The organism is Nocardiopsis sp. LDBS0036, from assembly GCF_041228755.1.
Classification (GTDB): Bacteria; Actinomycetota; Actinomycetes; order Streptosporangiales; family Streptosporangiaceae; genus Nocardiopsis; species Nocardiopsis dassonvillei.
In genome coordinates this window covers 690,753-715,824 of record NZ_CP141103.1, presented here as the reverse complement: position 1 = coordinate 715,824, position 25,072 = coordinate 690,753, and the positions used below count along the sequence as shown (strand labels likewise).

At 72.9% G+C, this 25,072-nt stretch carries 20 protein-coding genes; 13 read left to right on the top strand and 7 right to left on the bottom strand.

Annotation, left to right across the window (positions count from 1 at the left end; all coding sequences use genetic code 11):
• The first annotated feature begins 242 nt into the window (after window positions 1–242).
• The 4 genes from UIS43_RS02805 to rsgA all read left to right on the top strand — a co-directional run bounded on the left by UIS43_RS02805 (window position 243) and on the right by rsgA (window position 4,041).
• Window positions 243–968: a response regulator transcription factor gene (locus UIS43_RS02805; RefSeq protein WP_370012357.1), complete on the top strand. Its 726-nt coding sequence runs from the start codon at window positions 243–245 to the stop codon at window positions 966–968.
• Window positions 965–2,431 carry a cell wall metabolism sensor histidine kinase WalK gene (locus UIS43_RS02800; protein WP_013152857.1) on the top strand — a complete coding sequence of 489 codons (1,467 nt, stop codon included), beginning with the start codon at window positions 965–967 and terminating at the stop codon, window positions 2,429–2,431. Before UIS43_RS02805 ends, UIS43_RS02800 begins: the two co-directional genes overlap by 4 nt.
• Window positions 2,432–2,533: 102 nt before the next feature.
• Entirely contained in the window at window positions 2,534–2,782 is a 249-nt protein-coding gene (locus tag UIS43_RS02795; protein WP_013152856.1) for a hypothetical protein, read from the top strand.
• Between the two features lie 164 nt (window positions 2,783–2,946).
• On the top strand, window positions 2,947–4,041 hold the full coding sequence (gene rsgA / locus UIS43_RS02790; RefSeq protein WP_013152855.1) for a ribosome small subunit-dependent GTPase A: 1,095 nt from the start codon (window positions 2,947–2,949) through the stop codon (window positions 4,039–4,041).
• Window positions 4,042–4,210: 169 nt separating this feature from the next.
• On the opposite strand, the gene UIS43_RS02785 is transcribed toward rsgA, so the two are convergent.
• A complete protein-coding gene (locus tag UIS43_RS02785) occupies window positions 4,211–5,443 on the bottom strand; it encodes an RNA-guided endonuclease InsQ/TnpB family protein (protein WP_370012356.1) in 1,233 nt (410 codons plus the stop codon).
• Window positions 5,444–5,563: 120 nt separating this feature from the next.
• Between UIS43_RS02785 and UIS43_RS02780 the strand changes: the two genes are divergently transcribed.
• Complete coding sequence (locus UIS43_RS02780) at window positions 5,564–6,073, top strand: GNAT family N-acetyltransferase (protein ID WP_013152853.1); 510 nt, start codon at window positions 5,564–5,566, stop codon at window positions 6,071–6,073.
• A 179-nt stretch (window positions 6,074–6,252) separates the two neighbouring features.
• On the opposite strand, the gene UIS43_RS02775 is transcribed toward UIS43_RS02780, so the two are convergent.
• The 3 genes from UIS43_RS02775 to UIS43_RS02765 are packed head-to-tail and all read right to left on the bottom strand — an operon-like array spanning window position 6,253 to window position 9,587.
• Window positions 6,253–7,899 (bottom strand): CotH kinase family protein, encoded by a 1,647-nt coding sequence (locus UIS43_RS02775; protein ID WP_370012355.1) that lies wholly within the window; start codon window positions 7,897–7,899, stop codon window positions 6,253–6,255.
• A 1-nt stretch (window position 7,900) separates the two neighbouring features.
• Window positions 7,901–8,587, bottom strand: coding sequence for a DUF4956 domain-containing protein (locus tag UIS43_RS02770; RefSeq protein WP_013152851.1), 687 nt, complete (start codon window positions 8,585–8,587; stop codon window positions 7,901–7,903).
• 40 nt (window positions 8,588–8,627) lie between these two features.
• Window positions 8,628–9,587: a polyphosphate polymerase domain-containing protein gene (locus UIS43_RS02765; RefSeq protein WP_013152850.1), complete on the bottom strand. Its 960-nt coding sequence runs from the start codon at window positions 9,585–9,587 to the stop codon at window positions 8,628–8,630.
• A 276-nt stretch (window positions 9,588–9,863) separates the two neighbouring features.
• On the opposite strand from UIS43_RS02765, the gene UIS43_RS02760 reads away from it, so the two are divergent.
• From UIS43_RS02760 to mug, 3 genes are all read left to right on the top strand, one after another.
• Entirely contained in the window at window positions 9,864–10,817 is a 954-nt protein-coding gene (locus tag UIS43_RS02760) for an MSMEG_6728 family protein (RefSeq protein ID WP_013152849.1), read from the top strand.
• Window positions 10,818–10,926: 109 nt separating this feature from the next.
• Window positions 10,927–11,925: an IS481 family transposase gene (locus UIS43_RS02755; RefSeq protein ID WP_013152155.1), complete on the top strand. Its 999-nt coding sequence runs from the start codon at window positions 10,927–10,929 to the stop codon at window positions 11,923–11,925.
• Between the two features lie 235 nt (window positions 11,926–12,160).
• Window positions 12,161–12,706: a G/U mismatch-specific DNA glycosylase gene (gene mug / locus UIS43_RS02750; protein WP_013152847.1), complete on the top strand. Its 546-nt coding sequence runs from the start codon at window positions 12,161–12,163 to the stop codon at window positions 12,704–12,706.
• A 274-nt stretch (window positions 12,707–12,980) separates the two neighbouring features.
• Here the strand turns inward: mug and UIS43_RS02745 are convergent, their stop codons facing one another.
• Entirely contained in the window at window positions 12,981–13,517 is a 537-nt protein-coding gene (locus tag UIS43_RS02745; RefSeq protein WP_041552611.1) for a hypothetical protein, read from the bottom strand.
• A 165-nt stretch (window positions 13,518–13,682) separates the two neighbouring features.
• Between UIS43_RS02745 and UIS43_RS02740 the strand changes: the two genes are divergently transcribed.
• Genes UIS43_RS02740 through UIS43_RS02730 form a run of 3 tightly spaced genes read left to right on the top strand, consistent with a single transcriptional unit; the run spans window position 13,683 to window position 16,529 of the window.
• Window positions 13,683–14,726, top strand: a complete 1,044-nt coding sequence (locus UIS43_RS02740; protein WP_013152845.1) for a type II CAAX prenyl endopeptidase Rce1 family protein — start codon at window positions 13,683–13,685, stop codon at window positions 14,724–14,726.
• A gap of 31 nt (window positions 14,727–14,757) precedes the next feature.
• On the top strand, window positions 14,758–15,927 hold the full coding sequence (locus UIS43_RS02735; RefSeq protein WP_013152844.1) for a sensor histidine kinase: 1,170 nt from the start codon (window positions 14,758–14,760) through the stop codon (window positions 15,925–15,927).
• A complete protein-coding gene (locus UIS43_RS02730) occupies window positions 15,924–16,529 on the top strand; it encodes a DNA-binding response regulator (protein ID WP_013152843.1) in 606 nt (201 codons plus the stop codon). The genes UIS43_RS02735 and UIS43_RS02730 overlap by 4 nt, the downstream gene beginning before the upstream one ends.
• A gap of 110 nt (window positions 16,530–16,639) precedes the next feature.
• Here the strand turns inward: UIS43_RS02730 and UIS43_RS02725 are convergent, their stop codons facing one another.
• Window positions 16,640–17,785, bottom strand: a complete 1,146-nt coding sequence (locus UIS43_RS02725; protein WP_019607543.1) for a UDP-N-acetylglucosamine--N-acetylmuramyl-(pentapeptide) pyrophosphoryl-undecaprenol N-acetylglucosamine transferase — start codon at window positions 17,783–17,785, stop codon at window positions 16,640–16,642.
• Between the two features lie 767 nt (window positions 17,786–18,552).
• Between UIS43_RS02725 and UIS43_RS02720 the strand changes: the two genes are divergently transcribed.
• Window positions 18,553–21,735, top strand: coding sequence for a BTAD domain-containing putative transcriptional regulator (locus tag UIS43_RS02720; RefSeq protein WP_370012351.1), 3,183 nt, complete (start codon window positions 18,553–18,555; stop codon window positions 21,733–21,735).
• 590 nt (window positions 21,736–22,325) lie between these two features.
• Complete coding sequence (locus UIS43_RS02715; protein ID WP_370012349.1) at window positions 22,326–24,452, top strand: tetratricopeptide repeat protein; 2,127 nt, start codon at window positions 22,326–22,328, stop codon at window positions 24,450–24,452.
• 5 nt (window positions 24,453–24,457) lie between these two features.
• Here UIS43_RS02715 and UIS43_RS02710 read toward each other — a convergent pair whose 3' ends face one another.
• The gene (locus UIS43_RS02710; RefSeq protein ID WP_358171202.1) at window positions 24,458–25,018 is read right to left on the bottom strand and encodes a hypothetical protein; all 561 of its coding nucleotides are present in this window, start codon (window positions 25,016–25,018) and stop codon (window positions 24,458–24,460) included.
• Between the last annotated feature and the right edge of the window lie 54 nt (window positions 25,019–25,072).

Below are 25,072 nucleotides of genomic sequence, written 5' to 3'. Positions count from 1 at the left end.
GGCGCATCCCCCGGCCGGGTTGCGCGGACCCGACCTGCGGAAAACCCGTGGACACCACCCATACGACCAACCCTCCCGGTCCCGAACGCCTACCAGCGGTATACCGCGCGTCGCCGTGCGTCAACCGTTCCCGGAGACCGACACGGCGGTGTCCCCTGATGCCGGAGGGTTCTCACCGAACTCTTGCCCGCGGCCCGTAACCTTTCGTGTTCGTACGCACCACGAACCTTCAGGACTCCCGCATGCCCCACGCGCCCTCCGGCACCGCCGCTCCGTCGGCCCGGGCCCTCATCGTCGAGGACGAGCCCAACATCCTCGAACTGCTCACCGCCTCCCTGGAGCTGAGCGGCTTCGCCACGCGCGGCGCGCCCGACGCGGAGGCCGCCCTGGCCGCGCTGGACGGGTTCACCCCCGACATCGCCGTCCTGGACGTGACCCTGCCCGGCCGCAGCGGCCTGGATCTGGCCGGTGACCTGCGCGGGGTCGTGCCAGGCCTGCCGGTGCTGTTCCTGACCGCGCGCGACACGGTCCAGGACCGGGTGGCGGGCCTGCGGGCCGGCGCCGACGACTACGTCACCAAGCCCTTCAGCCTGGAGGAGGTCGTGCTGCGGCTGAACGCGATCCTGCGCAGATCGGGCCGCCGCGGTTCCGAGGGCACCGAGCCCCTGCGCTACGCCGACCTGGAACTGGACGAGGAGGGGCACCAGGTGCGCCGCGCGGGCGCGCCTGTGCGGCTCTCGCCCACCGAGTTCGCGCTCCTGCGCTACCTCCTGCTCAACGCGGGCAAGGTCGTCAGCAAGGCGCAGATCCTGGACCGGGTGTGGGGCGGGGAGAGCGACGACATCCGCGTCGTGGAGACCTACGTCAGCTACCTGCGCCGCAAGGTCGACGCGGGCCGCCCCGCCCTGATCCACACCGTGCGGGGCGTGGGCTACAGCCTGCGCCTGGCGGCCGGGGGGAACGGGTGAGCGGCCGCCGTGGGCTCCACCGGCCACGGGGCCTGGGCGGCCGGATCCCCCTGGCGGTGCTGTGCCTGACCGCCGTGTGCCTGGTCGCCTTCGGCGCGGTCGCCACCCTGCTGCTCCAGCGTTCGCTGACCGAGGAGGTCGACCACCGGCTGCGGACCCTGCCCGCGCCCCGGCACGCGGCCGAGCGGGTGGAGCCGCCCGTCGGGGCGCAGCCGCCTCCGCTGCCCACCGACCTGCGCACGCTGGTGATCGGCGCCGACGGCGACGTGGTGGACAGCGTGGGGCAGACCGGCTCCGACGACGGCCTGCCGGACGTGTCGGCGGTACCGGCCGAGGAGTTGCGGGCGCGGTCCGGGGAGCCGTTCACGCTGCCCGGAACCGGGGGCGAGGGCGACTGGCGGGTGCTGACCACGGCCCGGGATGACGGCGGCGTCTTCATGACCGCCCAGTCCCTGGACGGGATCGAGGGCACGCTCGACCGGCTCGTGCTCATCGAGGCCGTGACGGGGCTGGTGGTGCTGGCGGCCGTGGGGTTCGGTACCGCGGCGATCGTGCGGTTCCAGCTGCGGCCGCTGCGGGAGATCGAGTCCACGGCGCGGGCCATCGCCGGGGGCGACCTGGACCGGCGGATCCCGCCCCAGGACCCGGCCACCGAGACGGGTCGGCTGGGCGCCTCCCTCAACACGATGCTCGGTGAGCTGACCCGGGCCCTGGGCGAGCGGGACCGCGCGGTCGAGACGACGCGGCGCTTCGTCGCGGACGCCTCCCACGAGCTGCGCACGCCGCTGTCCTCGATCCGGGGGTTCGCCGAGCTGTACCGGCAGGGCAGGGGTCGGGGGCTGGTCGCCGAGGACGCCCGGGCGGACCGGTGGATGTCGCGGATCGAGGACGAGGCCGGGCGGATGGGGGGCATGGTGGACGACCTGCTGACGCTCTCACGCCTGGACGAGGCGCCGCGGCTGGAGCACTCCGACATGGAACTGGTCGCCATCGCGGAGCGGGTGGTGCTCAGCGCCCGGGCCCGGGCCCCGCGCACGCCCGTGGCGCTGGAGGCCGAGGGACCCGTGCGGGCGGTGGGCGACGGCGACCGGATCCGCCAGGTGCTGGAGAACCTCGTCGGCAACGCCCTGACCCACACGCCCGAGGGCACGCCGGTGCGGGTGTCGGTGAGCCGGACCCAGGATCCGCCGCCTCCGGGACCGGCCCGCGCGGGCGCGCTACCGCCGGGGGTGGCGGAGGTGGCGGTCATAGCGGTACGCGACGAGGGGCCCGGCATCCCCGCCGGGGAGCTGCCCCGGGTGTTCGACCGGTTCTACCGGGCGGACGGGCCCCGCGAGCGGGCCGGGGCGGGGCTGGGCCTGGCCATCAGCGCGGCCTTCGTGGCCGCCCACGACGGCTACGTCACCGTCGAGTCGCCGCCGGGAGGGGGCTGCGTCTTCACCGTGGTGCTGCCGCTGGGCTGACCCCGTGGCACCGCTCGTCCAAGGCCCGGCCGACGGGATGGTCTCGTCATCGACACCTCCCGCCCGTTCGAGCTGACCGCGTGGAACGAGGGCGGCCCCGTCGTGCGCACGGGCGTCGGGCTTCCCCGCCGTCTCCTGCCGCTGCCCCGGACCCGGGCCGACCGGCCCGCCGGACGGCGCATGGCCGTCCGGGAGGGGATCGGCGGGCCGCTGACCGGCATGCTCACCGGTCTGACCGAAGCGCCCGAACCCCACCGCCTCGTCGACGGGGCCGAGGGCTTCCCGCCTCCGTGCTACCATCGTCGGCGCAGAGACAACCCGGTCGGCTGCGGGACCAGAAGTGGGAGGTGAGTTGATGTCTGCGGTGAAGGCCGCTGCCCTGCGCGGCGCCCGTCGGACCATCCTCACGTCCCGGGCCCCGGTCTGACCTGACGCTGACCCCCTGTCCGAGCCCTGACGGCTCACAGGAGGCAGTGCTCCGTGCTCATCGGGGCCCCTTTTCTAGGGTCTCTACGTTGTCTCAATCCCTTTCGCGTCATGCTCAGCCGTACTCCCTGACGGACTACGGCTGGGACCGGGCGCGCGAACGCGCCTTCACCCCCCGTCGCGCCGACGGGCTGATCCCGGCCCGCGTCGTCCGGGCGGACCGCGGCTCGTGCGAAGTTGTCACCGACACCGGAACCGTCCGCGCGGACGTCCCCGGCGCCGCGGACCGGAGCGATCCGCTGACGGCGCCGTGCACCGGCGACTGGGCGGCGCTGCGCCCCCTCACCGGCGCCGCACCGCTCCTGCACGAGGTCCTGGAGCGACGCACCACCCTGGTGCGCGCCTCGGCCTCACGGACCTCGCACGGCCAGCTCCTGGCCGCCAACGTCGACACCGTCGTGGTGACGGTCTCCCTGGCCGCACCGCTCAAGCACGGCCGCACCGAACGCATGCTCGCCCTGGCGTGGGAGAGCGGCGCCCAGCCGGTCGTGGTCCTGACCAAGGCCGACGCGTGCGCGGACCTGCCCTCGGCGCAGGAACAGGTGTCACAGGTGGCCGCCGGTGTGGACGTGCTGGTCACCAGTGCCGAGACGGGGCAGGGCCTGGACGTCCTGGCCGCCGCCCTCAACGGCACCGTCGTGCTGCTCGGCCCCTCCGGGGCGGGCAAGTCCACCCTGGGCAACCGGCTGCTGGGCCAGGACCTGCTGGCCACCGGCGCCGTCCGGGAGGCGGACGGCAGGGGACGGCACACCACTTCCCGGCGGGAGCTGCTCCCGCTGCCCGGCGGAGGCGTGCTGCTGGATACCCCCGGCCTGCGGGCGATCGGCCTGCACGACTCCCGGGGCGGCCTGGAACAGACCTTCGCCGAGATCGAGCACCTCGCACAGGAGTGCCGGTTCACCGACTGCTCCCACACGAGCGAACCGGGCTGCGCGGTGCTGGCCGCCGTCGAGGGGGGAGAGATCCCCCGCCGCAGGTTGGACAGCTACCACCAGCTGCTCCGGGAGAACGCCTACGCCGCCTCCCGCACCGACGCGAGGCTGCGCGCCGACCGCGAGGCCGCCAGGAAGGACATCACCCGGCACCTGCGCGCCACCTACCGGTTCCGGGATCGCCAGCGGTGAGGGACACCGACGGCACCCGCCGGGGCACCGACGACGACCCGGTGACACAGGCGTTCCCGGGCAGTCCCGCTGCCGAGGCGGCCCGCCCGCCTGCTCCGCCCCCACGACGACACCGAGAACGGAACCTTGACTTCCTCTCCTGCCTGAAGGCAGGAGAATCCGGAACCACCTACCGGTGGTTCGAGGCCAACGCCTCGTCACGGGTCGCCCCGTGGCCTTCCTGCTTCACCGCCGGTCGCCCCGTCCGGGAGGACTCCCGTTGAGGTCTCACACCAGCTCCACAGGCCAACACCGCCAGCCCGGCGGCTTCGAGATTGTTCGCCGCATTCACATCCCGATCATGGGTGGTCCCGCAGCCGGGGCACGTCCACTCCCGTACACGCAACGGCAACGACACATTGAGGTACCCGCACCCGGGCGTCGAACACAACTTGGAGGAGGGAAAGAACCGGTCCACCACGACCAGATCGCGTCCGTACCAGGCGCACTTGTACTCCAACATCGTGCGCAGCTCACGCCAGGCCGCATCCGAAATCGCCCGGGCGAGTCTGCGGTTTCTGACCATGTTGCGCACCGTCAGGTCCTCGATCACGACCACTTGGTTCTCGCGGACGAGTCGAGTGGAGAGCTTGTGCAGGAAGTCGCGCCTGCGGTCGGTGATGCGGGCGTGCACCCGCGCGACCTTGCGGCGGGCCTTGTCCCGGTTCGCGCTGCCCTTGGCCTTGCGGGCCAGCGCCCGCTGGGCGCGGGCCAGCTTGGCGCGGTCGCGTTGTTCGTGGCGGGGGTTGGCCACCTTCTCCCCCGTGGACAACACCACCAGCGACGTCACACCCATGTCCACACCCACCGCGTCGTTGGCGGCCGGAGCCGACTCGACGGTGTCCTCGCACAGCAGGGACACGAACCAGCGCCCGGCCGCATCCCGGGACACCGTCACCGTGGACGGCCTTGCTCCTTCAGGCAGGGGGCGCGACCACACGATGTCCAGGGGTTCGGTCATCTTGGCCAGGGTCAGGTGGCCGTCGCGGTAGCGGAACGCGCTCGCGGTGTACTCCGCCGAGGCACGCGACGTCTTCTTGGACTTGAACCGCGGATACTTCGCGCGCCGGTCGAAGAAGTTGCGAAAGGCGGTGTGCAGGTGGCGCAGCGTCTGCTGAAGGGGGACGCAGGAGACCTCGGTGAGGAAGGACAGCTCGTCCGTCTTCTTCCAAGCGGTCAGCATGGCCGAGGTGTGGGAGTAGCCCACCCGTTCCCGGCGCTGGTGCCAGGCGGTGCTGCGTTCGGCCAGGGCGCGGTTGTAGACCAGGCGCACGCACCCGAACGTGCGCGACAGCTCAGCCGCCTGCGCATCACTCGGGTAGAAGCGGTACCGAAACGCCCGCTTCACGCTCTTGTTGGTCATGGCACACACCGTAGCGACCGCTGTGCGGTCGCGTGAGGCGAATCCGACAGAAAGTCACGAGAAGGGAGAGGGCGTGTTCTCCCCGCCCTGAAGGACGGGGAGAACACGCCCAACAAACAGATGACCACCTGGACCACCCGCACCGAGACCGCCGACGACATCCCCGCCATCCGCGACATCCTCCTGGCGGCCTTCCCCACCGGAGCCGAGGCCGACATCGTCGACGCCCTGCGCGCCGATCCCGGGGCGTGGGTCGAGGGCCTGTCGATGGTCGCCACGACCTCTGGGGGCACTCCGGTCGGGTACGCGCTGCTCAGCCGCTGCCACGTCGACGGCGAACCCGCCCTCGCCCTGGCCCCGTGCGCGGTGGCGCCCTCCGCCCAGCGCACCGGGGCCGGTTCGGCCGCGATCCGCGCGGCCCTGAGCGCCGCCCGGGCCATGGGAGAGAACCTCGTCCTCGTCCTGGGCCATGCCGACTACTACCCGCGGTTCGGCTTCACCCCGGCCTCCCGCTTCGGTATCCGGGCGCCCTTCGAGGTTCCCGACGAGGCAATGATGGCCATGGTCCTGAACGGTGACCACCCCGTCCCGACCGGCACCATCGGCTACCCCGCCGCGTTCGGGGTCTGACCGTTCCTGAACAGTGATCAGACGTGACCCCGGGGGGGGAGCCCCCGGGGACACGGTCGGCGCCCGGGAAGGACCGGTCCGGGTCCTGGCGGGAGGTTTCGGGAGACGGGAACCTCCCACACCGTCTTGGAGCCGCTCCGAAGGACGTCTTCGCGCGCGGGAGGCCCTCGGGGCCCGCCTCACTCGATTGCCGGGGAGACGGCGGCGATCCGCTCGGCGAGCTGCTCGCCCGCGGCGTCGGCCCCCGTGTCGCCAGTGGCCCCGGCCCGGGAGACGGCCGACTCCAGGAGTTCGGCGGCGGTGCCGCTCCCGACGAGGTCCTGGTAGAGGTCGGCGTAGGCCTCCTCGTAGAGGCGGTGGAAGCCCTCGTCGGCGAGGAAGCGCTCCTTGAGCGCCCCACTGCCGCCCATGGACATGCCGCCCCCGACCGCCTCCCCTTCTCCTGGCGCGGGCATTCCCCCGGGCGCCTCCATGCCCTCGGGCGGCCACGTCCCACCGGGGGGTGTGCCCCCGCCGGGGAACTGCGCCCCCTCCGGCATCGCTCCCACACCGCCGCCCATGCCACCCATACCGCCGAAGGACAGGTTCAGATCCCAGGACAGGACGGTGAACCGCTCCTGGGCGGTGTCGTACCACAGGTAGTAGTTGTTGCCCGGGCCGTCCATGCCGTCGCTGTTGGACATCAGGCTCTGCAGCGCGAGGTAGCGGGCGAAGGACTCGGTGTCCAGGTGCTCGTCCAGCTCGCGGGCGAACTCCTCGTCGTCGGACTCGGCCACGAACCGCAGCAGGTCCATCACCGGCTGGAGGTCGTGGGCGCCCTCGCCGTTGATCTGGTTGAAGGCCTCCTCGTAGTCGGTGGCGTCCCCGCCCAGGTAGTCGAAGGAGCCCCCGGCGCGGCCCTTGTAGAGCACGCCGTCCCCGTACCCGTCGGCCCAGGCGGCGTCGGGCGCGTCCAGCAGCAGGCGCGGCACCCCCTCACCGCCGTTGACCGCGAACGAGATGAACGTGTAGTCCTGCGTGGTCTGCCCGGCCGCCGCCGTCAGCTCCAGGGCCAGGGCCTCGTTGAGCGCGGTGTCGGAGGTCGCCGTCGCCGGGCGCAGGGCGATCTCGGTGTGCCCCTGGTAGGCCCGGCCGGAGACGAACTCCTCGAAGCTGATCAACCAGGGGAGGTTCTCCGGCTCGTCCTCGGACAGGGTGACCGAGCCCGGCCCGGCCGCTCCCCCGCCGCCCGGGCCGGTCCCCTGTTCACCCCTGGTGTCGGCCGCCGCGCCGGTCGTCCCGTCAGCGACCCCGCCGGCGTCCCCGGTGCCGGTGTCCGTACCGGTCTCCTCCCGCTGCCGGCCCCCTTGGCCGGGCGCCGCCCCTGCCCCGGAGTCGCCGCGCAGGCTCATCAGGGTCGAGTTGCCCTTGAGGCGGAGTCCGACGTCCTCGACGGTGGTGCCGTCGATGGTGACGTCGGCCCGGATGTACTCCTTCTCGCCCTCCTCGCGGAAGGTGCTCATCATGTCGGCGTACTCGGTCTGGTCGAAGCTCACCTCGATCGTGTGCTCCCCGCCGTCGAACAGGTCGCCCTCGCCCTCGATGTTCTGGGTGACGGCGTCCCGCGAGACCAACTCGGAGGTGACGTAGGGGCGCACCCGCGCCTCGCCGAAGACCAGGACCAGGGCGAGCAGCGCGGCGCACACGACGGCGGTGCTCCTCCAGTGCTGGCGCAGGCGCACCGGGAGGCGGTGCCGCAGGCGCGCGGGCCCGCGCTGGCGCCGCCCGGCGGCGGTGTCGCGGGCAGCGGTGTCGCCGCCGCCCTCCTCATCATCGAGTCCGCGCATGTCACAGGTCCGTCTGGTCGTAGCCGGTCAGGACGGTCGCCTTCTGCCCCGCGTTGATCTCCCGCAGGCGCTGGACGACGTCGCCGGGCTTGACGCCCTTCTTCAGCCGTGCGGTGTAGGCCGTCTCCAGCAGGGAACCGCCGCGCACGGTCTCGGTGCTGATCAGTTCGTACTCGTCGGTGAAGCGGATGAGCACGTCGTCGATCACGGGTCCGTAGTCGTCGCCGTCCGCGGGGACCTGGACCTTGACCACCTGGCGCTGCACGTTGAGGGCGAACCAGTTGAAGCGGTGCATGAGCAGCACGACCGCGCAGATGACCACGGTGGCGATGACCGCCAGGGTGTAGAAGCGCGTGCCGCAGGCCATGCCCACGCCCATCACCAGGAAGATGAACCCGACGTCGCGGGTCTCCTTGATGGCGTTGCGGAAGCGCACCACCGACAGCGCGCCGACCAGGGCGAAGGCGCGGGCGATGTTGGAGCCCACCACCAGCATGATCAGGGCGATGAGCATGCCCAGGATGATCAGCGTGTGGACGTAGCTCTGCGAGTAGCTGATGTTGCGGTGGGTGGCGCGGTAGGTCCAGGCCACCACGAGGCTGGTGACGAACGCCAGGGTCAGGGACAGGACCACGTCCATGACGCTGAACGTGCCGGACAGGTCGGTGACGCCGAAATCGAGGTTCATGGTGCGGGTGTGCCTTTACGAAGCGGGTGGGAACCGGGGTTCAGGAACGGGGGCCGGAGGACGCGCCCCCGGCCGTGGGGACGGGCGGAGGCGCTTCGACCACGGAACCGAGCGGACGCGCCTCGGCCACGACGTCCTCCTCGGGCAGGTGGAAGACCGAACGCGGGGCCATGCCGTGGGCCTCCACGCTCTGGCAGTACTTGGAGACGCGCTGCACCTGGAGGCCGAAGCGGGCGGCCATGTCGGTGACCCAGTAGGGGGCGCGCTCGTTGGCCTTGACCTCCATGACCGCCAGGTGCGGGCTGATGATGTAGCGGCTCTCGGCCTCGGCGCGCAGGTCGAAGTCCCGGTCGCGCCCGCGCACACGGTGGTCCAGGGTCACGCGCAGTCCCAGGTCGGAGCCGGTGCCGACGTAGGGTTCGCGCCGGTACCCGGTCATCGCGGTCGGGCGCAGGTCCAGGCGGTGGACGAGGTCGAGGACCTCGTCCACGAAGGCCTGGTCGGCGCCGGGGTGCTCCACGCGCACGCGCCGGTCGCACAGGTCGCGGGCCAGGTGGTAGGGCAGCATGACCCGGCGCTTCTGGGTGACGCGGTTGACGCGCTGCTTGATCTCGACGGAGACGGGGGTGTCCTCGGCGGCCGGGCCGACCTCGCCGTAGCGGCGCACGCGCAGCTTGCGGCGGAACCTCAGGCCCTCGATCTTCTCATGGTAGAAGCGCAGCCGGTCGGTGTCGTAGTACAGGCTCCACACGCCGTAGCCGTCGGGCCCGGCATTGCGGTCGGCCCGCATGCGCGCGGTGAGTTCGGCGCGCACGTCCCGGGCCTGGTCGGCGGGGACGAGGTACTTGAGTTCGTAGCGGTTGAAGGCGTGGAGCCTGCTCGGCGCCCTCAGCCGGTCCCCGGCGGCGGTGCCGGTCGGGGTACCGGCCGGTGCGGCCTTCGCGGCGTGCCCGGCGTTCCCGGCGTTCCCGGCGGGACCGGGGTCGCGTGGTGGTACCACGGTGCCTCCTTTCCTGAGGGTGGTGACGACGGGAAGGACACAACCCGACGACCCTGCGAAGAGGCGGAGAACTTCCTGAGAGGTTCCTGAGAGCCGGGGCCGCAGCCCCTGGTGGGCGCGTGGTCAGGGGTGAGGGTGAGAGGTGGGTGAGAACACCGGTCGGGTACCGCCCGGGGAGGGGCGGACCGGCGACAGGGGTAGCACCGGCGGCGGACGGGTAGCGGACCGCACGACAGGCCTGACCGGCGAGAACGCCGCGGGCCGGACGGGGGGACGATGCAGACCTTCCTGCCCCAACCCGGGTTCGCCGAGTGCGCGCGGGCGCTGGACGACCGCAGGCTGGGCAAGCAGCGGGTGGAGACCATGCAGGTGCTGCGGGCCCTGGTGTGGCCCGAGTACGGGTGGAAGCGCCACCCCGCCGTGGCGATGTGGCGCGGCTTCGTGCCCGCGCTGGTGGGTTACGGGGTGGCGGTGTGCCGCGAGTGGCGCCGCCGCGGGTACGCCGACTCGGTGCTGCCCTCGCTGCTGGCCTTCACCGGGAACCGCGTCCCCGAGGAGGAGGAGCTGTGGGAGCGCGACATGCTCCCGCCGTGGCTGGGCGACGACGCGCTGCACCTGTCGCACCGCTCGGCCCTGGTGTACAAGGACCCGGCGCACTACGCGCCGCTGTTCCCCGGCACGCCCGGCGGTCTGCCCTACGTCTGGCCCCGGCCGGTCTTCCCCCGGTGGCCGCTGCGGCGCGGCACCTCGGCGGCGACGCCGGTGGAGGAGGCGGCGGAACTGCTGGAGGCGGTCGCGCTCTCGGACGGGCAGGCCGCCGCCCTGGAACGGCTGGTCGAGGGCCGCAGCGCGTCGCTGCGGCTCACCGGCCCCGGCGACACCCTGCCCGGCCTGCTCGCCGGGCTGTGCACGCCCGGCGAGACGCTGTGGCTGGTGCCCGGGACGCCGCCGCCCAGGCCGCAAGGGAGTGGCGCCGCCGCCCCGGGCTCCTCGGAGGCGGTGGGGCGGACCAGCCGCTCGACCGCGCGGCAGCCCGGCCCCGAGGACGAGGCGGCGATGCGCGAGGAGGTCGGCGAACCCGAGTTCCGGTTCCGCCGGGTCCCTCCCGGGGAGGGGGCGGAGGCTCCCGTGCCGCCCGGGGCCGGTCTGGTCGTCCTGGACGGCGCCGAACTGCCCGAGCCGAGATCGGCCCCGCTGGTGCTGCGCCTGCTGCCCGCGGTGGAGGCCTAGCTGTACTGACCACGGAGGTTGGTAACACCCACCCCGCCTGACACACACAAAGAGGGCCTCCGGTATCGGTGTGGATTGCGACATCTACCACCGAACCGGAAGGCCCTCGATGCCCCACACTACCCACGCCAACGCCACACTCACACCCGCAGGGCGCCTGGCGTTGGCCCGCTGCGTGGTCGAAGACGACTGGCCGCTCAGGCGTGCCGCCGAACGCTTCCAGACCAGTACCACCACCGCCAAACGCTGGGCCGACCGCTACCGCACCCAAGGCCAGGCCGGGATGGACGACGCCTCCAGTCGCCCGCACCGCTCACCCCAGCGCACCCCCGCCCGCCGCGAACGCCGCGTGATCAAACTCCGCTGCACCCGCCGATGGGGCCCGGCCCGCATCGGCGGCCACCTGGGCATGCATCCCTCGACCGTGCACCGGATCCTGACCCGCTACCGCATGCCCCGACTGTCCCACCTGGACCGGGCCACTCACCGGGTAGTACGCCGCTACGAGCGCGCTCGACCGGGCGAGCTCGTGCATGTGGACATCAAAAAGCTCGGCAACATCCCCGCCGGGGGCGGACACCGTACCCAGGGACGCGCTCAAGGCCGCCGCAATCGCACCACCACCGCGCACGCCCCGCGCAACAACCACGGCAACCCCAAGCTGGGCTACGGCTACCTGCACACCGCCATCGACGACTACTCCCGCCTGGCCTACACCGAGATCCTGGCCGATGAGAAAAAGGAGACCGCCACCGGGTTCTGGGAGCGAGCGCACGCCTACTTCGTCTCAGCGGGGGTCGTGGTGGAGCGGGTGCTAACCGACAACGGGGCCTGCTATACGTCCCACCTGTGGCGCGGCCTGCTCTATGGCCAGGGCATCAAGCACAAACGCACCCGCCCCTACCGGCCCCAGACCAACGGCAAGGTGGAGCGCTTCCATCGCACCCTGGCCGACGAATGGGCCTACGCCCGCCCCTACCAATCCGAGAGCGAAAGGCGGGAGGCGTTCCCCGGGTGGTTGCATCACTACAATCACCACCGGTTCCACACCGCGATCAGCGGCCCTCCCGCCTCCCGCGTTCCTAACCTCTCAGGTCAGTACACCTAGCACCGTTCCCGGGGAGGGCGCTCACCCCTTCCGGTGCTTGGGGCACAGTGGTCCCGGGCAGGTGACCGCGACAGCGACGCGGTCGCCCGCGTCACCGACAGCGCACACGGAAGGGTGGCACATGGATTCCGCGAGTGGACGAGCCGAGGGCGCGGCGAAGGAGGGAGCGAAGGCCGGGGCCGCGCGTGCGCGCGCACGCTCCGCACCGCGCAGGCCCGGCCCGAGCAAGGCGGAGTTGGAGGCGGCCCGGAACAGGCTGGTCCCGGACGTGATCGCCGAGGACCTGAGCGTGCTCTTCTGCGGGATCAACCCCGGCCTGACCTCGGGCGCGGTCGGGCACCACTTCGCCAAGCCGGGTACGCGCTTCTGGCCCTCCCTGCACGGGTCCGGCTTCACCCCGCGCCAGCTCAGGCCGGATGAGGAGGACGAACTGCTGTCCCTGGGCCTGGGCATCACCAACGTCGTCGAGCGGGCCACGGCCCAGGCGGACGAGCTGGACCGGGAGGAGTACGTGGAGGGCGGGCGCAGGCTGCGGGAGAAGGTCCTGCGGTGGCGGCCCCGGTGGCTGGCCGTCCTGGGCGTGACGGCCTACCGGGAGGCCTTCGCCGAACGCCGCGCGGCAGTGGGTCCCCAGGACGCGGAGATCGGCGGCGCCCGGGTGTGGCTGCTGCCCAACCCCAGCGGCCGCAACGCGCACTGGCAGCTGGGGCCGCTCATCGGGGAGTTCGCGCGCCTGCGACGCGCCGCCGGGCTGCCGGACCGGTCCGGCGGAGCGGCCTGACCCTTAGGCGGTCCGGCCCGCCGAAGCGCCCCACCACGTCAGAGGGCGCGCCGACCGGCATCCGCCGCCCCCGGTCCCGCGGGGCCAGGGTCGGCCAGGACCGGCGAACGCCTCACAGCGCCCGGCTCGCGCGGGAACGCGGACCGCCCGCCCCGGCCCGCCGAAACACCGCCCGCCCCGGCCCGCCGAAACACCGCCCGCCCCGGCCCGCCGAAACACCGGCCGTGCCGGGGCCCGCGCCCTCCTGTCCGGCGCCGACCGGCATCCGGCCCGCTCAGCGCGGGGACAGCCCGCGTTCGGCCAGGGCCTCGCGCAGTATCCGCACCGCCTTGGGCCCGACCCCGTGCAGCGCGCCCAGCTCGGCCCCGGTGAGCGCGGCGACCTGTTCCAGGGTGGTCAGTCCGGCCCCCGCGAGCGCCCGGGTCGCCGGTGCGCCGATGGCCCTGGGCAGGTCCCCCACCTCACCCGGGACCGCGGACGCGGCTGCCTCGGCCGACGCCGCCAACCGCTGGGGCGCACGGGACAGCCAGGCCCGCCGGACCAGGGCGTTGAGGTCCTGGCCGTTCACGTCGGCCAAGGGCACGCCGAAGCCGACGGGCCTGCCCGCCCGCACCCACCGCTCCCCGGTCGGGTGCGCGGCCACCGCGGCCTCGGTCTCGGCGTCCGGGAGGCGGAGCAGCACCCGGCCGTCCCCGCTCACCGAGGCGAAGACCCTGCCGCGCACCGAGAACGCGACCGTGCCGGAGCGGGTGCCCTCCTCGACCTCCGGGAGGGCGAGCGCGGCCTTGCGCAGCTGGGACAGAGTGGTCATGGGGCCGATGCTAGACGCCCCCGCCGACATACGACCGGTGCGCGCCCGGACCGGGCGGGCCCCGTCGGCGCATGACATCTGTCATGCCCGGCCCGTGCGGAACGCGGAGGGAACTCGTGACCCGCGGCACCCTGCGGCGATCACACTCCGTACTAGCGTCGAACCATGCACAGCAACGACGGCCGCGCTCCCCGGGCTCCCCTTCCGCAGACGGAGGCCCCCCTCCCCGCACCCTCGGGTGCGGGGAGGGCGCAGGCGCCCGCGCGCACACCCTCCGGCCCGGCCGCGCCGCACCCGCGCCGCCGCGGCCCGTGTCCCCTCCCGCCGGGCGTGGAGTACCACCGGGTACTCGCCGGGGACAGGCGCCGGATCGGCCGGGGAGTCCTCGCGATCGCGCTCCTGGTGGCCGGGCTGTTCGCCTCCAACATCGTTCTGGCCGTGGCCGCCGCCTTCGCCGACAGCCTGATGGGCAGGACCAACCCGACCTTCGGCGGCACCGACTACACACCGCTCTTCCTCGCCGCGAACCTGGTGTCGATCGCCCTGCTCATCCCGTGGAGCATGCTGCTCCAACGGTGGCTCTACGGGGTGCGCGGCCCTTCGCTGCACTCGGTGCTGTCGAGTCTTCGCTTCGACCTGCTCGGCCGGGCGCTCCTGTTCATCGGCCCCCTCTGGCTGTTCCTCTCGTTCATCGGCCCCGCCGTCATGCCCCTGCGCGAGGTCCACTGGTCCACCGCCACACTCCTCACGGTCCTCGCCGTCAACCTCCTGTTGACGCCCCTCCAGGCGGCGGGTGAGGAGTACGGTTTCCGCGGGCTCGTGTTCCGCGTCGCCGGAAGCTGGGGGCGCGGCCCGCGTACGGCGCTGTTCCTCGGCGTCCTCGTCTCCGGTCTGGCGTTCACCGCCGTCCACCTCTCGACCGATCCGTGGTTCAACCTCTGGTGCCTCACGCTCTCCGTCAGCCTGGCCGTCGTCACCTGGCGCACCGGCGGCATCGAGATCGCGGTCGTCGTCCACGCTCTGCACAACACACTCGCCGCCCTGGTCCTCACGGTTCTGCACGCCGATCCGAACCCCGCGCTCGACCGTTCGGCGGGTACCGGGTCCGCTGCCCTGGCCGTGCTCTGCGTCGCCGTCGCGGCCGTCGCGGCGGTGGTGTGGTGGCGCACGCGCGGGACGGGACCGGCCCTGACCCCCTCCGGCCCGTGACCGGCGCAGGTATGACGGGAGAATCACGTCCATGAGCAATCCGCCGCTGGTCGGCGCGCGCAGGTTCGAGACCTACGTGCGCTGGTCCACCTACCTGGCCGTCGCGACTCCGGTCGGAACACTCCTCCGGAGCGCGGTGGAGGCCGACCGGCTCACCGGAGCGCCCCTGACCGCGCTGGTCGCGGCGGCCGTGCTGTGCCTGCTCCTGGTCGGCGGGAACGTCCTCGTCACCAAGTGGAGCATCGACACCGTCGTCGGACGCGCGCGGGGGTTCCCCGTCACCGCCGTCGTCGGGTGGGCCCTGGTCCTGGCGGCGTTCGTCGCCGTGGCCCTGATGCTTCCCCTTCCCGCGATGGACATGACGGTCGCGGCGGCGATCGCCTCGGCGGCCGCGAGCCTCGCACCGGCCCTCCACGCCCGCCGGGCGCTGCTGCTCCACGCGGCGGCGCTGGTGCTGAACACCGCGCTCGTGGGATTCGCGGACGTCGTGGTCCTGCTGGTCGGGGCGCTGATGATCAGCGCCGTCCTGTGGTTGTGCTGGTCCAGCGCGTGGATGCTGCGGGTGCTGCTCGAACTCCAGGCGGCCCACGAGGACCGCGCCGCGCTCGCCCTGGCCAACGAACGCCTGCGCATCTCCCGCGACCTGCACGACGTGTTCGGCCGCACCCTGGCCGCGATCGCGGTCAAGAGCTCGCTGGCCTCCGAACTCGTCCAGCGCGGCCACGGCGAACGGGCCGCGACGGAGATCTCCGCGATCCGCGGACTGGCCGAGGAGGCGGGCACCGAGGTCCGCCGCGTCGTGCGCGGCGAGCTGCGCACGACCTGGGAGGACGAGGTCTCGGGCGCCCGTTCTCTGCTCAGGTCCGCCGGTATCCGCTGCACGGTGACCGGGGATCCCGTCCCCGAGCGGTGCGCGGAGCCCCTGGCGTGGGTCGTGCGCGAGGGCGTCACCAACCTGCTGCGCCACGCCTCGGCCACCCAGGTCACCCTCGCGACCGCGAACGAGGACGGGGAGGTGCACCTGACCGTCGCCAACGACGGAGCCGGTCCCCCGCGGTCCGCGCGGGACGGCGAGGGCACCGGGCTGCGCGCGATGTCCGAGCGCCTGCACGCGCTCGGCGGGCACGTCACGGCGCGCCGTGACGGAGACTGGTTCCTGCTCGACGCCGTGCTCCCGCTTCCGAAGGACGCCCCCAGATGACACGCATCCTCGTCGCCGACGACGAACACCTCATCCGCGACGCCGTCGCCGGACTGCTCGACCTGGAGGAGGACTTCGAGGTCGTCGCCCAGGCGGCCTCCGGCGACGAGGCGCTGGCCATGGCCCTCAAACTCCGCCCGGACGTGGCCCTGCTCGACCTGCAACTGCCCGGCCCCGACGGCATCGAGATCGCCCGCAGGCTCGCCACCGAGCTGCCCGGATGCCGGTGCGTCATCGTCACCTCCCACGGCCGCCCCGGCTACCTGAAGTCGGCGCTCGCGGCGGGTGTGAGCGGCTTCCTGCCCAAGACCGTGTCCTCGCGCACCTTCGCCGAGGTCGTGCGCAAGGTCGCGGCCGGAGGCCGCTACGTCGATCCCGAACTCGCGGCCGAGGCGATCAGCGCGGGCGACTCCCCGCTCAGCCCGCGCGAGGCCGACGTGCTGGCCCTGGCCCGCGACGGCGCACCCGTGGAGGAGATCGCCCGGCGCGTCTCGCTCTCGCGGGGGACGGTGCGCAACTACCTCGCGGCCGCCGTCGCCAAGCTCGACGCCGCCAACCGGCACGAGGCCGCGCACATCGCCGCCGAACACGGCTGGATCTGAACGGAGCGGTTCACCGCGCCCGCCGGGGACTCAGTTGCCGCGACCCGCGTCCGGGCCGCGACGGGACCGGAGCCCGGCGCACGCCGACCCGGCGATGCCCTCCGCGCCCGCTAACCCCGGGCAGCGGCCAGCAGGACGTCCACCAACCGGTCGGCGGCGTCGGGACGCCCGTGCTCGCGGGCCCGCTCCGCGATCTGCGCGCGCCGCCGCGGGTCGGCCAGCAGCGGTTCCACCGCCGCCTGGAGCCCCTGGGCGTTGACCTGGTCCAGCAGGGCCACCGCCGCGCCCGACTCCTGGAGGTGGCGGGCGTTGTGGCGCTGCTCGTCCCCCGCCGACGAGGCCAGCGGAACGAACACGGCGGCCTTGCCCAGCGCGGTCAGCTCAGCGATCGTCCCCGCGCCGCTGCGGGAGACCACCACGTCGGCCAGCGCCAGCACGTCGGGGAGTTCGGGGCCGACGAAGTCCGTCAGGTGGTACCGCTCGGCGAGGCCGGGCGGGAGCTGGGCGGCGCTGCGGCGCGCCTCCTCCAGGTTCGCCGGTCCGCACTGGTGCACGACGTTGGCGCGCGCGAGCAGCCAGGGCAGGATGTCGCGGATCATGCCGTTGATCTGCACGGCGCCCTGCGCCCCGCCCGTGACGTAGACGGTGGGCAGCGAGGAGTCGTAGCCGGTGAACCCGAGCGCCTTGGGCGCCCGGTCGGCCTGCCCGGTCAGCACCTCGGGGCGCACCGGGTTGCCGGTGATGACCGCGCTGTCGCGCGCGGAGTCGGGGAGCAGCTCGGTCGTGGACGGGGAGGACACCGCCACACGGGCCGCGACACGGGCGAGGACCTTGTTGGCCAGGCCCAGCCGGACCGTCTGCTCGTGCACCACGAGGGGACGGCGGCACATCTTCGCGGCCAGGCCCACGGGCACGGCCACGTAGCCGCCGGTGGCCAGCACCACGTCGGGGGCGAAGTCCGAGACCAGCGCGCGGGCCTGCGCGACGCCCCGGGGGACGTTGCTCATGTCCTTGATGTTGGCCCGGGAGGCGAGTTTGAGGGGGTTCTTCGAGCGCCGGATCTTGCCGGTCGCGACCGACTCGAAGGGGATGCCGTTGGCGGCGGCGACCCGGGACTCCAGGCTGTCCGCCGTGCCCACCCACAGCACGCTCAGGGCGACCCCGGCCGCCGCCAGCCGGTCACGCAGCGCGCGGACGGCGGTGAGGGCCGGATAGGTGTGCCCGCCTGTTCCTCCTCCGGTCACGATCAGGCGCATGTCCCGTGCAGGGGGGTTGCCGCTGTTCACCAGTTCCTCCCGGAGGATGCCCCGGAGCGGGGCCGCAAGAAGCTACCGACAAAGAAAAGGGCCACACGGAGCGGCGCGGCGCTCGTCCTGTGCCCAACAGCACCGTAGCCGCCGCCGGACCCGTCCCGGTACGCCCCCCGCTCCAGCCGGGGTGGGGACGGCCACACCGGCCCCCGCGCGGGCGGGACGCGGCCGTGGTCCGCCCACCGCTCCGGCGTCCCTTCCGCCGAACGGAGAACGGCACCCGCGGGGAAGGGAGAGCGCGGGGAAGGCGCGGAACGTGTCCGGCCGTCGAATCGGCGTTCCCGGAAACAGTGGCGCGGCACCGACGCGCCGCGCGGGAGGGGTGGGGCCTGGGAGCCTCACGGGCGGGCGGTGGTGCAGCGAAGCGCGCAACGGAGGCACACGTCCGACCCTCCTCCCGCTCGCGGTGCCGCCGCACACGCGGACCCCCGAAAACGAGCTTCGCGAAGCAATTCCGCGACGCACGGCAACCCACCTCACCAGCACGTCTTCCGGAGGAAAGGACAGGAACACCCACCGCCATCCGGGCACACATAAACCACACAGGCCACCTCCGGCAACATTCGATATTGCCGATAAGTACTTTCACCAGAAAATGCACGTGCAGAATATCGAGCACCATTACAAAGGGACCAAAAGAAGTTTCAACAATCCCAGCAGGGCACACATATAGGCGAGAGCAATAAACGGGGGCACTTCCCAAGGATCCGCCGGTGAGACTCTGTGTTCTGGGCTCCATCCATCTGAGCAGCGACGGACGCCGCGTCACCCCGACCACGGGCAAGGAACGCGCGCTCCTCGCCGCCCTGGCACTGACGGGCCCGGGACGGCTACCCCTTCGGGAGCTGGCCGACCGGCTCTGGAACGGCTCTCCCCCGGAGGGCTACCGCAGCACACTGCACACCTACGTCACGCGCCTGCGGGGCAAGATCGAGGCGGCCGGGCTGGACCGCGGCATCCTGACCCACACCGCCGAGGGCTACCTGCTGCGCCTCCCCGCCCAGGCGCTGGACTGGGAGCGCTTCCGGAGCCTGCGCTCACGCGCCCGCGCCCTGCACCAGGCGGGCCGCTCCGCCGAGGCGCGCGCGGCCCTGGAGGAGGCGCTGGCGCTGTGGAAGGGGCCCGCGCTGCCCGGTGTGGGCGGACGCTGGGTCGAACAGCTGCGCGTGTCCATGGAACGCTCCCACCAGGACGCGCTGGCGGTGTGGGCCTCGCTGGCCATCGCCGAGGGCGACCACGCGGAGGCGGTGGAGGCCCTGGGTTCGGCCCTGGTCGCCTACCCCGTCAACGAGTCCCTGCACGGCCACCTCCTGCACGGGCTGCACGCCCTGGGCCGGACGGCCGACGCCCTCGCGGCCTACCAGCGGTTGCGGGAGCGGCTGTCGGAGGAGCTGGGCGTGGACCCCTCCCCGGCGCTGCGGCGGCGGTTCGAACTGCTGCTGCGGGCCACCGCCGGTCCGGTCGGGGACGGTGGGTCAGACGGGGACGGCGGGTCGGACGGGGTCGGCGGGTCGCAGGCCCCGCCTCCCGCGGCCGGGAGGCCGCGCACGATCGTGGACAACCTGGCGCGCGAGCCCCGGCACTTCCGGGGGCGCACCGCGCAGACCCGCCTGCTCTGCTCGCGGCTGCGGGAGACGGAGTCCGGTTTCGCGCACCTGTGGGTCGTCTGCGGGATGGCGGGGGTGGGCAAGAGCCAACTGAGCCTGCACGTGGCCCACCGCGTCAAGGACCTCTACCCCGACGCGCGGCTGTCGGTGGACCTGCGCGGGCACGACGAGCGGGCCGCTCCGCTGAGCGCGGAGGAGGCCCTCACCGAACTCATGCGCCTGCTGCGCGTGCCGGTGCCGCCCACCGTGCTGAGCCTGGCCGAACGCGTCGCTCTGTGGCGCGAGCACACGCGGTCGATGCGCCTGCTGCTCCTCCTGGAGGACGCCGCCAGCGCCGAACAGGTCCTTCCGCTGCTCCCCAGCGGGACCCGGTGCGCGGTCGTGATCACCAGCCGCTTCTTCCTCCCGGAGGTGGAGGGCGCCGACCACCTGCCGCTCGGGCTTCCCTCCGACGAGGAGTGCACCGAGATGTTCACCGCCGCCCTCGACCGGCCGTGGGGCGAGGAGGAGGCCGACACCCTCGCCGAGATCATCGACCGGTGCGACAGGCTGCCGATAGCCGTCGGGCTCGTGGCGAACCTGGCCCAGTTCCATCCGTCGTGGTCGCCGCGCGACCTGCTGCACCGGCTGCCCTCACCGTCCTTCCCGGGACTGAGCGCCTTCCGGGTGGGGGGTCGGGACCTCTCACGCATCTTCGACGTGTCCGTGGACGCCATGGACCCGAGGGCCCGTGACGCCTTCCTCCTGCTCGGCCTGCACCCCACCCGCGGTATGGACGGGCGGGTGGCGGCGGCGCTGGTCGGCCCCGACGAGCACGCCTCACGGCAGGCCCTCATGGACCTGGTGAGCGCCCACCTCCTGAACGAGCCCGAACCCGATCGCTTCGAGATGCACGCCCTGCTCCAGGTTCACGCCCGCCACCGCGCGCGCGACGGTCTGTCCCCGGAGCGGGCCCATGCGGCCAAGCAGAGGATGCACGCGGCCTACCTGTCGTTGACGAGCCTGGCCGACCGGGCCCTGCACCCGCACCGGCCCGGGCGCGACGACCACGAGCCACTTCCCATCGGGGAGCGATGGCCGGAGGAGAGGGCCATGGCGTGGTTCCGGCGCGAACTGGCGACCGTGCTCACCATGCTGTCGGAGGCGGACCGGCACGGCGCGGGCCGCACCGCCCTGCGACTGGCGCGGGTGGTGTGCGACCACATGGACGCGCACGGTCCCTGGTCCGAGGCGGTCACCCTGCACACCGCCATGGTGGAGTGGGCACGCGATCAGGGGGAGGACCGTGAGCGGGCCAGGGCCCACTTCGACCTGGCCCGCGCCCTTCTGCGCGTGGGAGAGGTGGACCGCGCCGGAGAACACAGCCGTTCGGCCCATGAGCGGTGGTCCGAGGCGGGGGACGTCCTGGGACAGGCGTGGGCCGTGGCCCAAGGGGCGATGATCTCCTACGTCGCCAACGACTACGCGGGCAGCCGGGCCCTCGTCGAACGGGCTCTGGAGACGTTCGAGGCGCGCGGACACCGCCCCGGAATAGTGTTCTGCCTGCGTGTGCGCGGGCTGTGCCACTTCGCCGTGAGCGCGTCCCACGAGGCGATCGCGGACTTCAGTGACGCGTCGACCCTGCTGGAACGCTCACAGGACCAGCAGTTGCTCATGGAGATGCAACTGAACCTGGCGGGCGCGTTCCAACAACTGGGGTACCACCACCAGTCCTGGTCGCTGTGCGAAAAGGTCCTGGTGACCGCCCGTCGGCGCGGTGACAGGCGCAGGGCGGCCGTCGCTCTGACGAATCTGGGCAAGCTGTCCCTGCACCGGGAGCGGCCGGAGCAGGCCGTATCGCGTCTTCAGGAATCGTTGAAGATCCTCGAATCCTTCGGAGACCCCTGGGCCAAGAGCACGATCCTGACGAACCTGGGCACAGCACACGCCGCAGCCAACCAGCCGGACCAGGCCCGCCTCTGCTTCTGTCGCGCTCTGGCAATGCGCGGGTTCATCACTCCTCCGGCGCGGACCGAGTCTCTACTGGGCCTGGCCCGACTGGAGGGGACGGCCGGACGGCACCATGACGTGGTAACCCACCTGCGCCAGGCCGCCTCGACGGCGCGGCAGCACGGTCTGCGCAAGGAGCACGCCACAGCCCTGCTCGCTCTGGGCCAACACCTCAGTGTCCACGGTGAGCGGAGCGAAGCGAATGCGTGCCTGCGCCAGGCCGCGGAAATCTTCGAGGCACTTCAGGCTCCCGAGGCTCAGATCACCCGGTCGCTGCTCGAAACTCTGGGCAACACATAACGGACCGGCTTTTTCTGGCGCGCGCACCCGTCGCCAAAGATAGGATTTGGCATGCTCAGAGCCAGCTCGGTACTCGTTCACCGGTCTGCGTGCTTATAGCACGGCAAGTGGCGGGACGCCCAGAGGCCACTGGAACGCCCCGCCCTCACCGAACACCTCACGATTCCATAGCAGCGCGATCTAAACGATGCAAGAACCGACAAAGAAAGAGTCCGATGAGCTCTCCTACTGTAGCCGCGCTTTCGGTCCTGGTCGCAATGACCTGGCTGGTTATTTGGGGTGCTCCCCTTATCCCTGCGGCGACATCTGCCTAACCCCTTAGGCGCATTCGAGAGGGGCCCGCCGCCCAAAGCGGCGGGCCTCTCATACTGCATCAAACCGTGTCCTGGCTGGCCATGACCTCGCATTCTTGCATAAGCGAACGCATTAGCACGTGCATATGCAAGACACAAACCTCGCCCGGGACTAACCCGAACGATCAGCAAGTTGCCCTTCGAAGAAAGAAATTCAACACTGGCTGGAGAGGACTGAAACCCGGCTCACCAGGAGCCCCTTACACACCATTTGTCACAGGTGTTTTAGGAGACCACGTGGACTCCCCCGGTCACACCTCCCCGACCAACGACCCAAGCGTCCGGACCAACACCGTGCGCGGCGACATCAGCGGAACCGCCGTCCAGGTCGGCTCGCTCCGCGGGGACGTGAACCTGCACCTGGCATCCGCGGCCGACCGCGTCCCCCGCCAACTCCCCGCAGCGCCCGCCGTCTTCGTGGACCGGCCCCATCCGATGCGGGCGCTGGAGGCGGCCGTGTCTCGCGCCCACGCCCGGGGCCGCCACGCACTGGTGGTGATCACGGGCTCGGCGGGGGTGGGCAAGTCCGCGTTGGCGGCGGAGTTCCTGCGCGCGCACCCGGAACTGGGCGGCGGCGGACAGCTGTTCGTGGACCTGCACGGCTTCTCCCCCGGACAGCCCGCCGACCCCCACGACGTGCTGGACGTGCTGCTCCGCGCCGTGGGCGTGCAGATCGGGACGGCACCGGCGGACCTCGCCACACGCGCGGCCTGGTGGAGGTCGGCCACCGCGCACGCGCCCGTGTCGCTGCTGTTGGACGACGCCCTCTCCGCCGCCCAGGTCCGCGCCCTGCTGCCCGGGGGCGACCGCGGCACGGTGGTGGTCACCACGCGTCTGCGGTTGGCCGGGCTGCGCCTGGACGGCGGGCAGTTCGTGGACCTGCATCCGATGACGGGGGCCGAGGGGGTGGCCCTGCTCTCCGAACTCAGCGGCCGCTCCCCCGCCGGAGAGGCCGACCGGAAGGCCATGCACGGCGTCGTCACCCTGTGTTCGGCGCTGCCGGTGGCCGTGTGCACGGTCGCCGTCGACCACGGCACCCGCAGCCGGACCTGGCGGGACACCGAGCGGCGCCTGCGCTCCGCCCCCCGTCGGCTCGACCACCTGGACACCGCGAGCAGGGAAATGGGTATGGACGTGTCCGTGCGCAACGCCTTCGACCTGTCCTACGCCTCCCTCCCGGTCTTTCCCGCCCTGCTCTACCGGCGTCTGGCCTGGCACCCGGGCCCCGACGTCACCGGTGAGCTGGCCGCCCACCTCACCGGCCGCCCGGCGGCCGAGTGCGAGGCGGGGCTGGCCGCCCTCACCCGCCACCACCTGCTGACCGAGCACAGCGCCGAACGCTTCTCCTTCCACGACCTGCTGCGCCTGCACGCCGCGGAGAAGGCCGAGGCCGAGGAGGACTCCGGCGCCCGCCACCGGTCGCTGACGCGGCTGGTGTCCGGGTTCGCCGACCTGGCGGTGTCGGCCGACGCCGTGCTGCGGCCCTACGCGGGCAACCGGGCGGTGCCGGGCTCACCCTTCACCGACGCCGCGCAGGCCACGGCCTGGCTCAACCGGGAGCGCGACAACCTCGCCGCCCTGGCCGAACTGGCGCCGCGGCTGGGAGCGCACGAGCACGTGCCGCGCCTGCTGGACGGCCTGTGGTCGCTGTTCCTGCACCACGGTCAGGCGCGGTTGTGGCTGCGTGCCGCCGCGCCCGTGCTCGGGGAGCCCTCGGCCGACCTGGAGGAGACGACGGTCGCGCGGCTGCTGAACAACCGCGCGCTGGTGCACAGCCACCTCGCCGGCGTCGAGGAGGCGATGGCCGACCTGGACGCCGCCGAACGGGTCTGGCGGCGCCACCAGGACCTGGAACGCCTGGCCCAGACCCAGCAGCGCCGGGGCATCGTGGCCTTCCAGAACCACCTCCCCGGGCAGGCCGCCGACCACCTCGCCCGGGCCGTGGCGACGGACGAGCGGACCGGGGTCGCCCACAACCTGGCCATCAGCCTGTTCATGCTCGGCCGGACCCGCCACGCCCTCGGGGACCTCGGCCCGGCCCGCCTGGCCCTGGAGCGCGCCCTCCCCCTCCTGGACGGGGACGCCTACAACCAGGCCCGGACCAGGATCGTCCTGGGCACCGTCCTCGCCGCCATGGAGGAGTTCGCGTCCGCATCGGCGGAACTGGACCGGGCGCTGGAGGTGATGCGCGAGCGCGGCTCGGCCTCCGGCCAGGGCAAGGCCCTGGAGGCGATCGGGGAACTCGCCGAACGCCGCGGGGAGCCGGGCCGGGCCCGCGAGGCCTACGAGCGGGCGGTGGAGCTGCTGCTGCCGACGGACCCGGCCAGACTGCGTGTGGAGGAACGCCTGGAGGCGTTGGGATGACCCCGTCACCGGGGTTCGGCTCGCACCCACACCTCGTGGACGGGCGGCCCTCCCGGGACGGGGGCGGGTTCCGGGGCGGGGGCGCCGTCTCCGCCGGTGTCGGGTGGTGGGGGGACGGACGGGTTCCGTGCGGACCTGAGCACGGTGTCGGGGAGCGCTGCCGGGTCGCGACCGCTGACCAGCCACGCGTACACGAGGGCCGCGGCCGCGACCGTCCCCCACCGGTCCGCGCCGCGAGCGGCGCCTCCGGCGGGGGCGACCGGTGTGACGAGGACGAGCCCCCGGGGGGTGGCCAGGACGCCCCGGCCGTCGGGGCCGTGCACAGCGGCCACCAGGCAGCCCGGGTGGGCGCGCAGCAGTGCGAGCCCCGTCTCCCGCGGCGAGGGGGACACGCGCCCGCAGCGGCACAGGAGGACGTCGGCGATGTCCGGCCGCTCGGACGGGTGGCACGGGTCGGCGATGAAAGGGGCGTCCAGCCCGGCGGGGAGGTGCCCCCGGAGCGGGTCGGGGGCGCCCGGCACCGCGAGGACGCGTTCCCGGCGCGGAGCGCAAGTCCTCGTTCCCACGGGAAGGCTCTCCGGGAACGGATCGGGAGCCCCCGCTCCCGCGGGAAGAAGCCC

Excerpts from the sequence above, each read along its gene's own strand:
- UIS43_RS02785 (WP_370012356.1), bottom strand. The coding sequence starts at position 5,443 with ATGACCAACAAGAGCGTGAAGCGGGCGTTTCGGTACCGCTTCTACCCG.
- UIS43_RS02745 (WP_041552611.1), bottom strand. The coding sequence starts at position 13,517 with ATGACCACTCTGTCCCAGCTGCGCAAGGCCGCGCTCGCCCTCCCGGAG.
- UIS43_RS02775 (WP_370012355.1), bottom strand. The coding sequence starts at position 7,899 with ATGCGCGGACTCGATGATGAGGAGGGCGGCGGCGACACCGCTGCCCGC.
- UIS43_RS02730 (WP_013152843.1), top strand. The coding sequence starts at position 15,924 with ATGACACGCATCCTCGTCGCCGACGACGAACACCTCATCCGCGACGCC.
- UIS43_RS02760 (WP_013152849.1), top strand. The coding sequence starts at position 9,864 with ATGCAGACCTTCCTGCCCCAACCCGGGTTCGCCGAGTGCGCGCGGGCG.
- UIS43_RS02770 (WP_013152851.1), bottom strand. The coding sequence starts at position 8,587 with ATGAACCTCGATTTCGGCGTCACCGACCTGTCCGGCACGTTCAGCGTC.
- UIS43_RS02805 (WP_370012357.1), top strand. The coding sequence starts at position 243 with ATGCCCCACGCGCCCTCCGGCACCGCCGCTCCGTCGGCCCGGGCCCTC.
- UIS43_RS02740 (WP_013152845.1), top strand. The coding sequence starts at position 13,683 with ATGCACAGCAACGACGGCCGCGCTCCCCGGGCTCCCCTTCCGCAGACG.
- UIS43_RS02735 (WP_013152844.1), top strand. The coding sequence starts at position 14,758 with ATGAGCAATCCGCCGCTGGTCGGCGCGCGCAGGTTCGAGACCTACGTG.
- UIS43_RS02780 (WP_013152853.1), top strand. The coding sequence starts at position 5,564 with ATGACCACCTGGACCACCCGCACCGAGACCGCCGACGACATCCCCGCC.
- UIS43_RS02725 (WP_019607543.1), bottom strand. The coding sequence starts at position 17,785 with ATGCGCCTGATCGTGACCGGAGGAGGAACAGGCGGGCACACCTATCCG.
- UIS43_RS02755 (WP_013152155.1), top strand. The coding sequence starts at position 10,927 with ATGCCCCACACTACCCACGCCAACGCCACACTCACACCCGCAGGGCGC.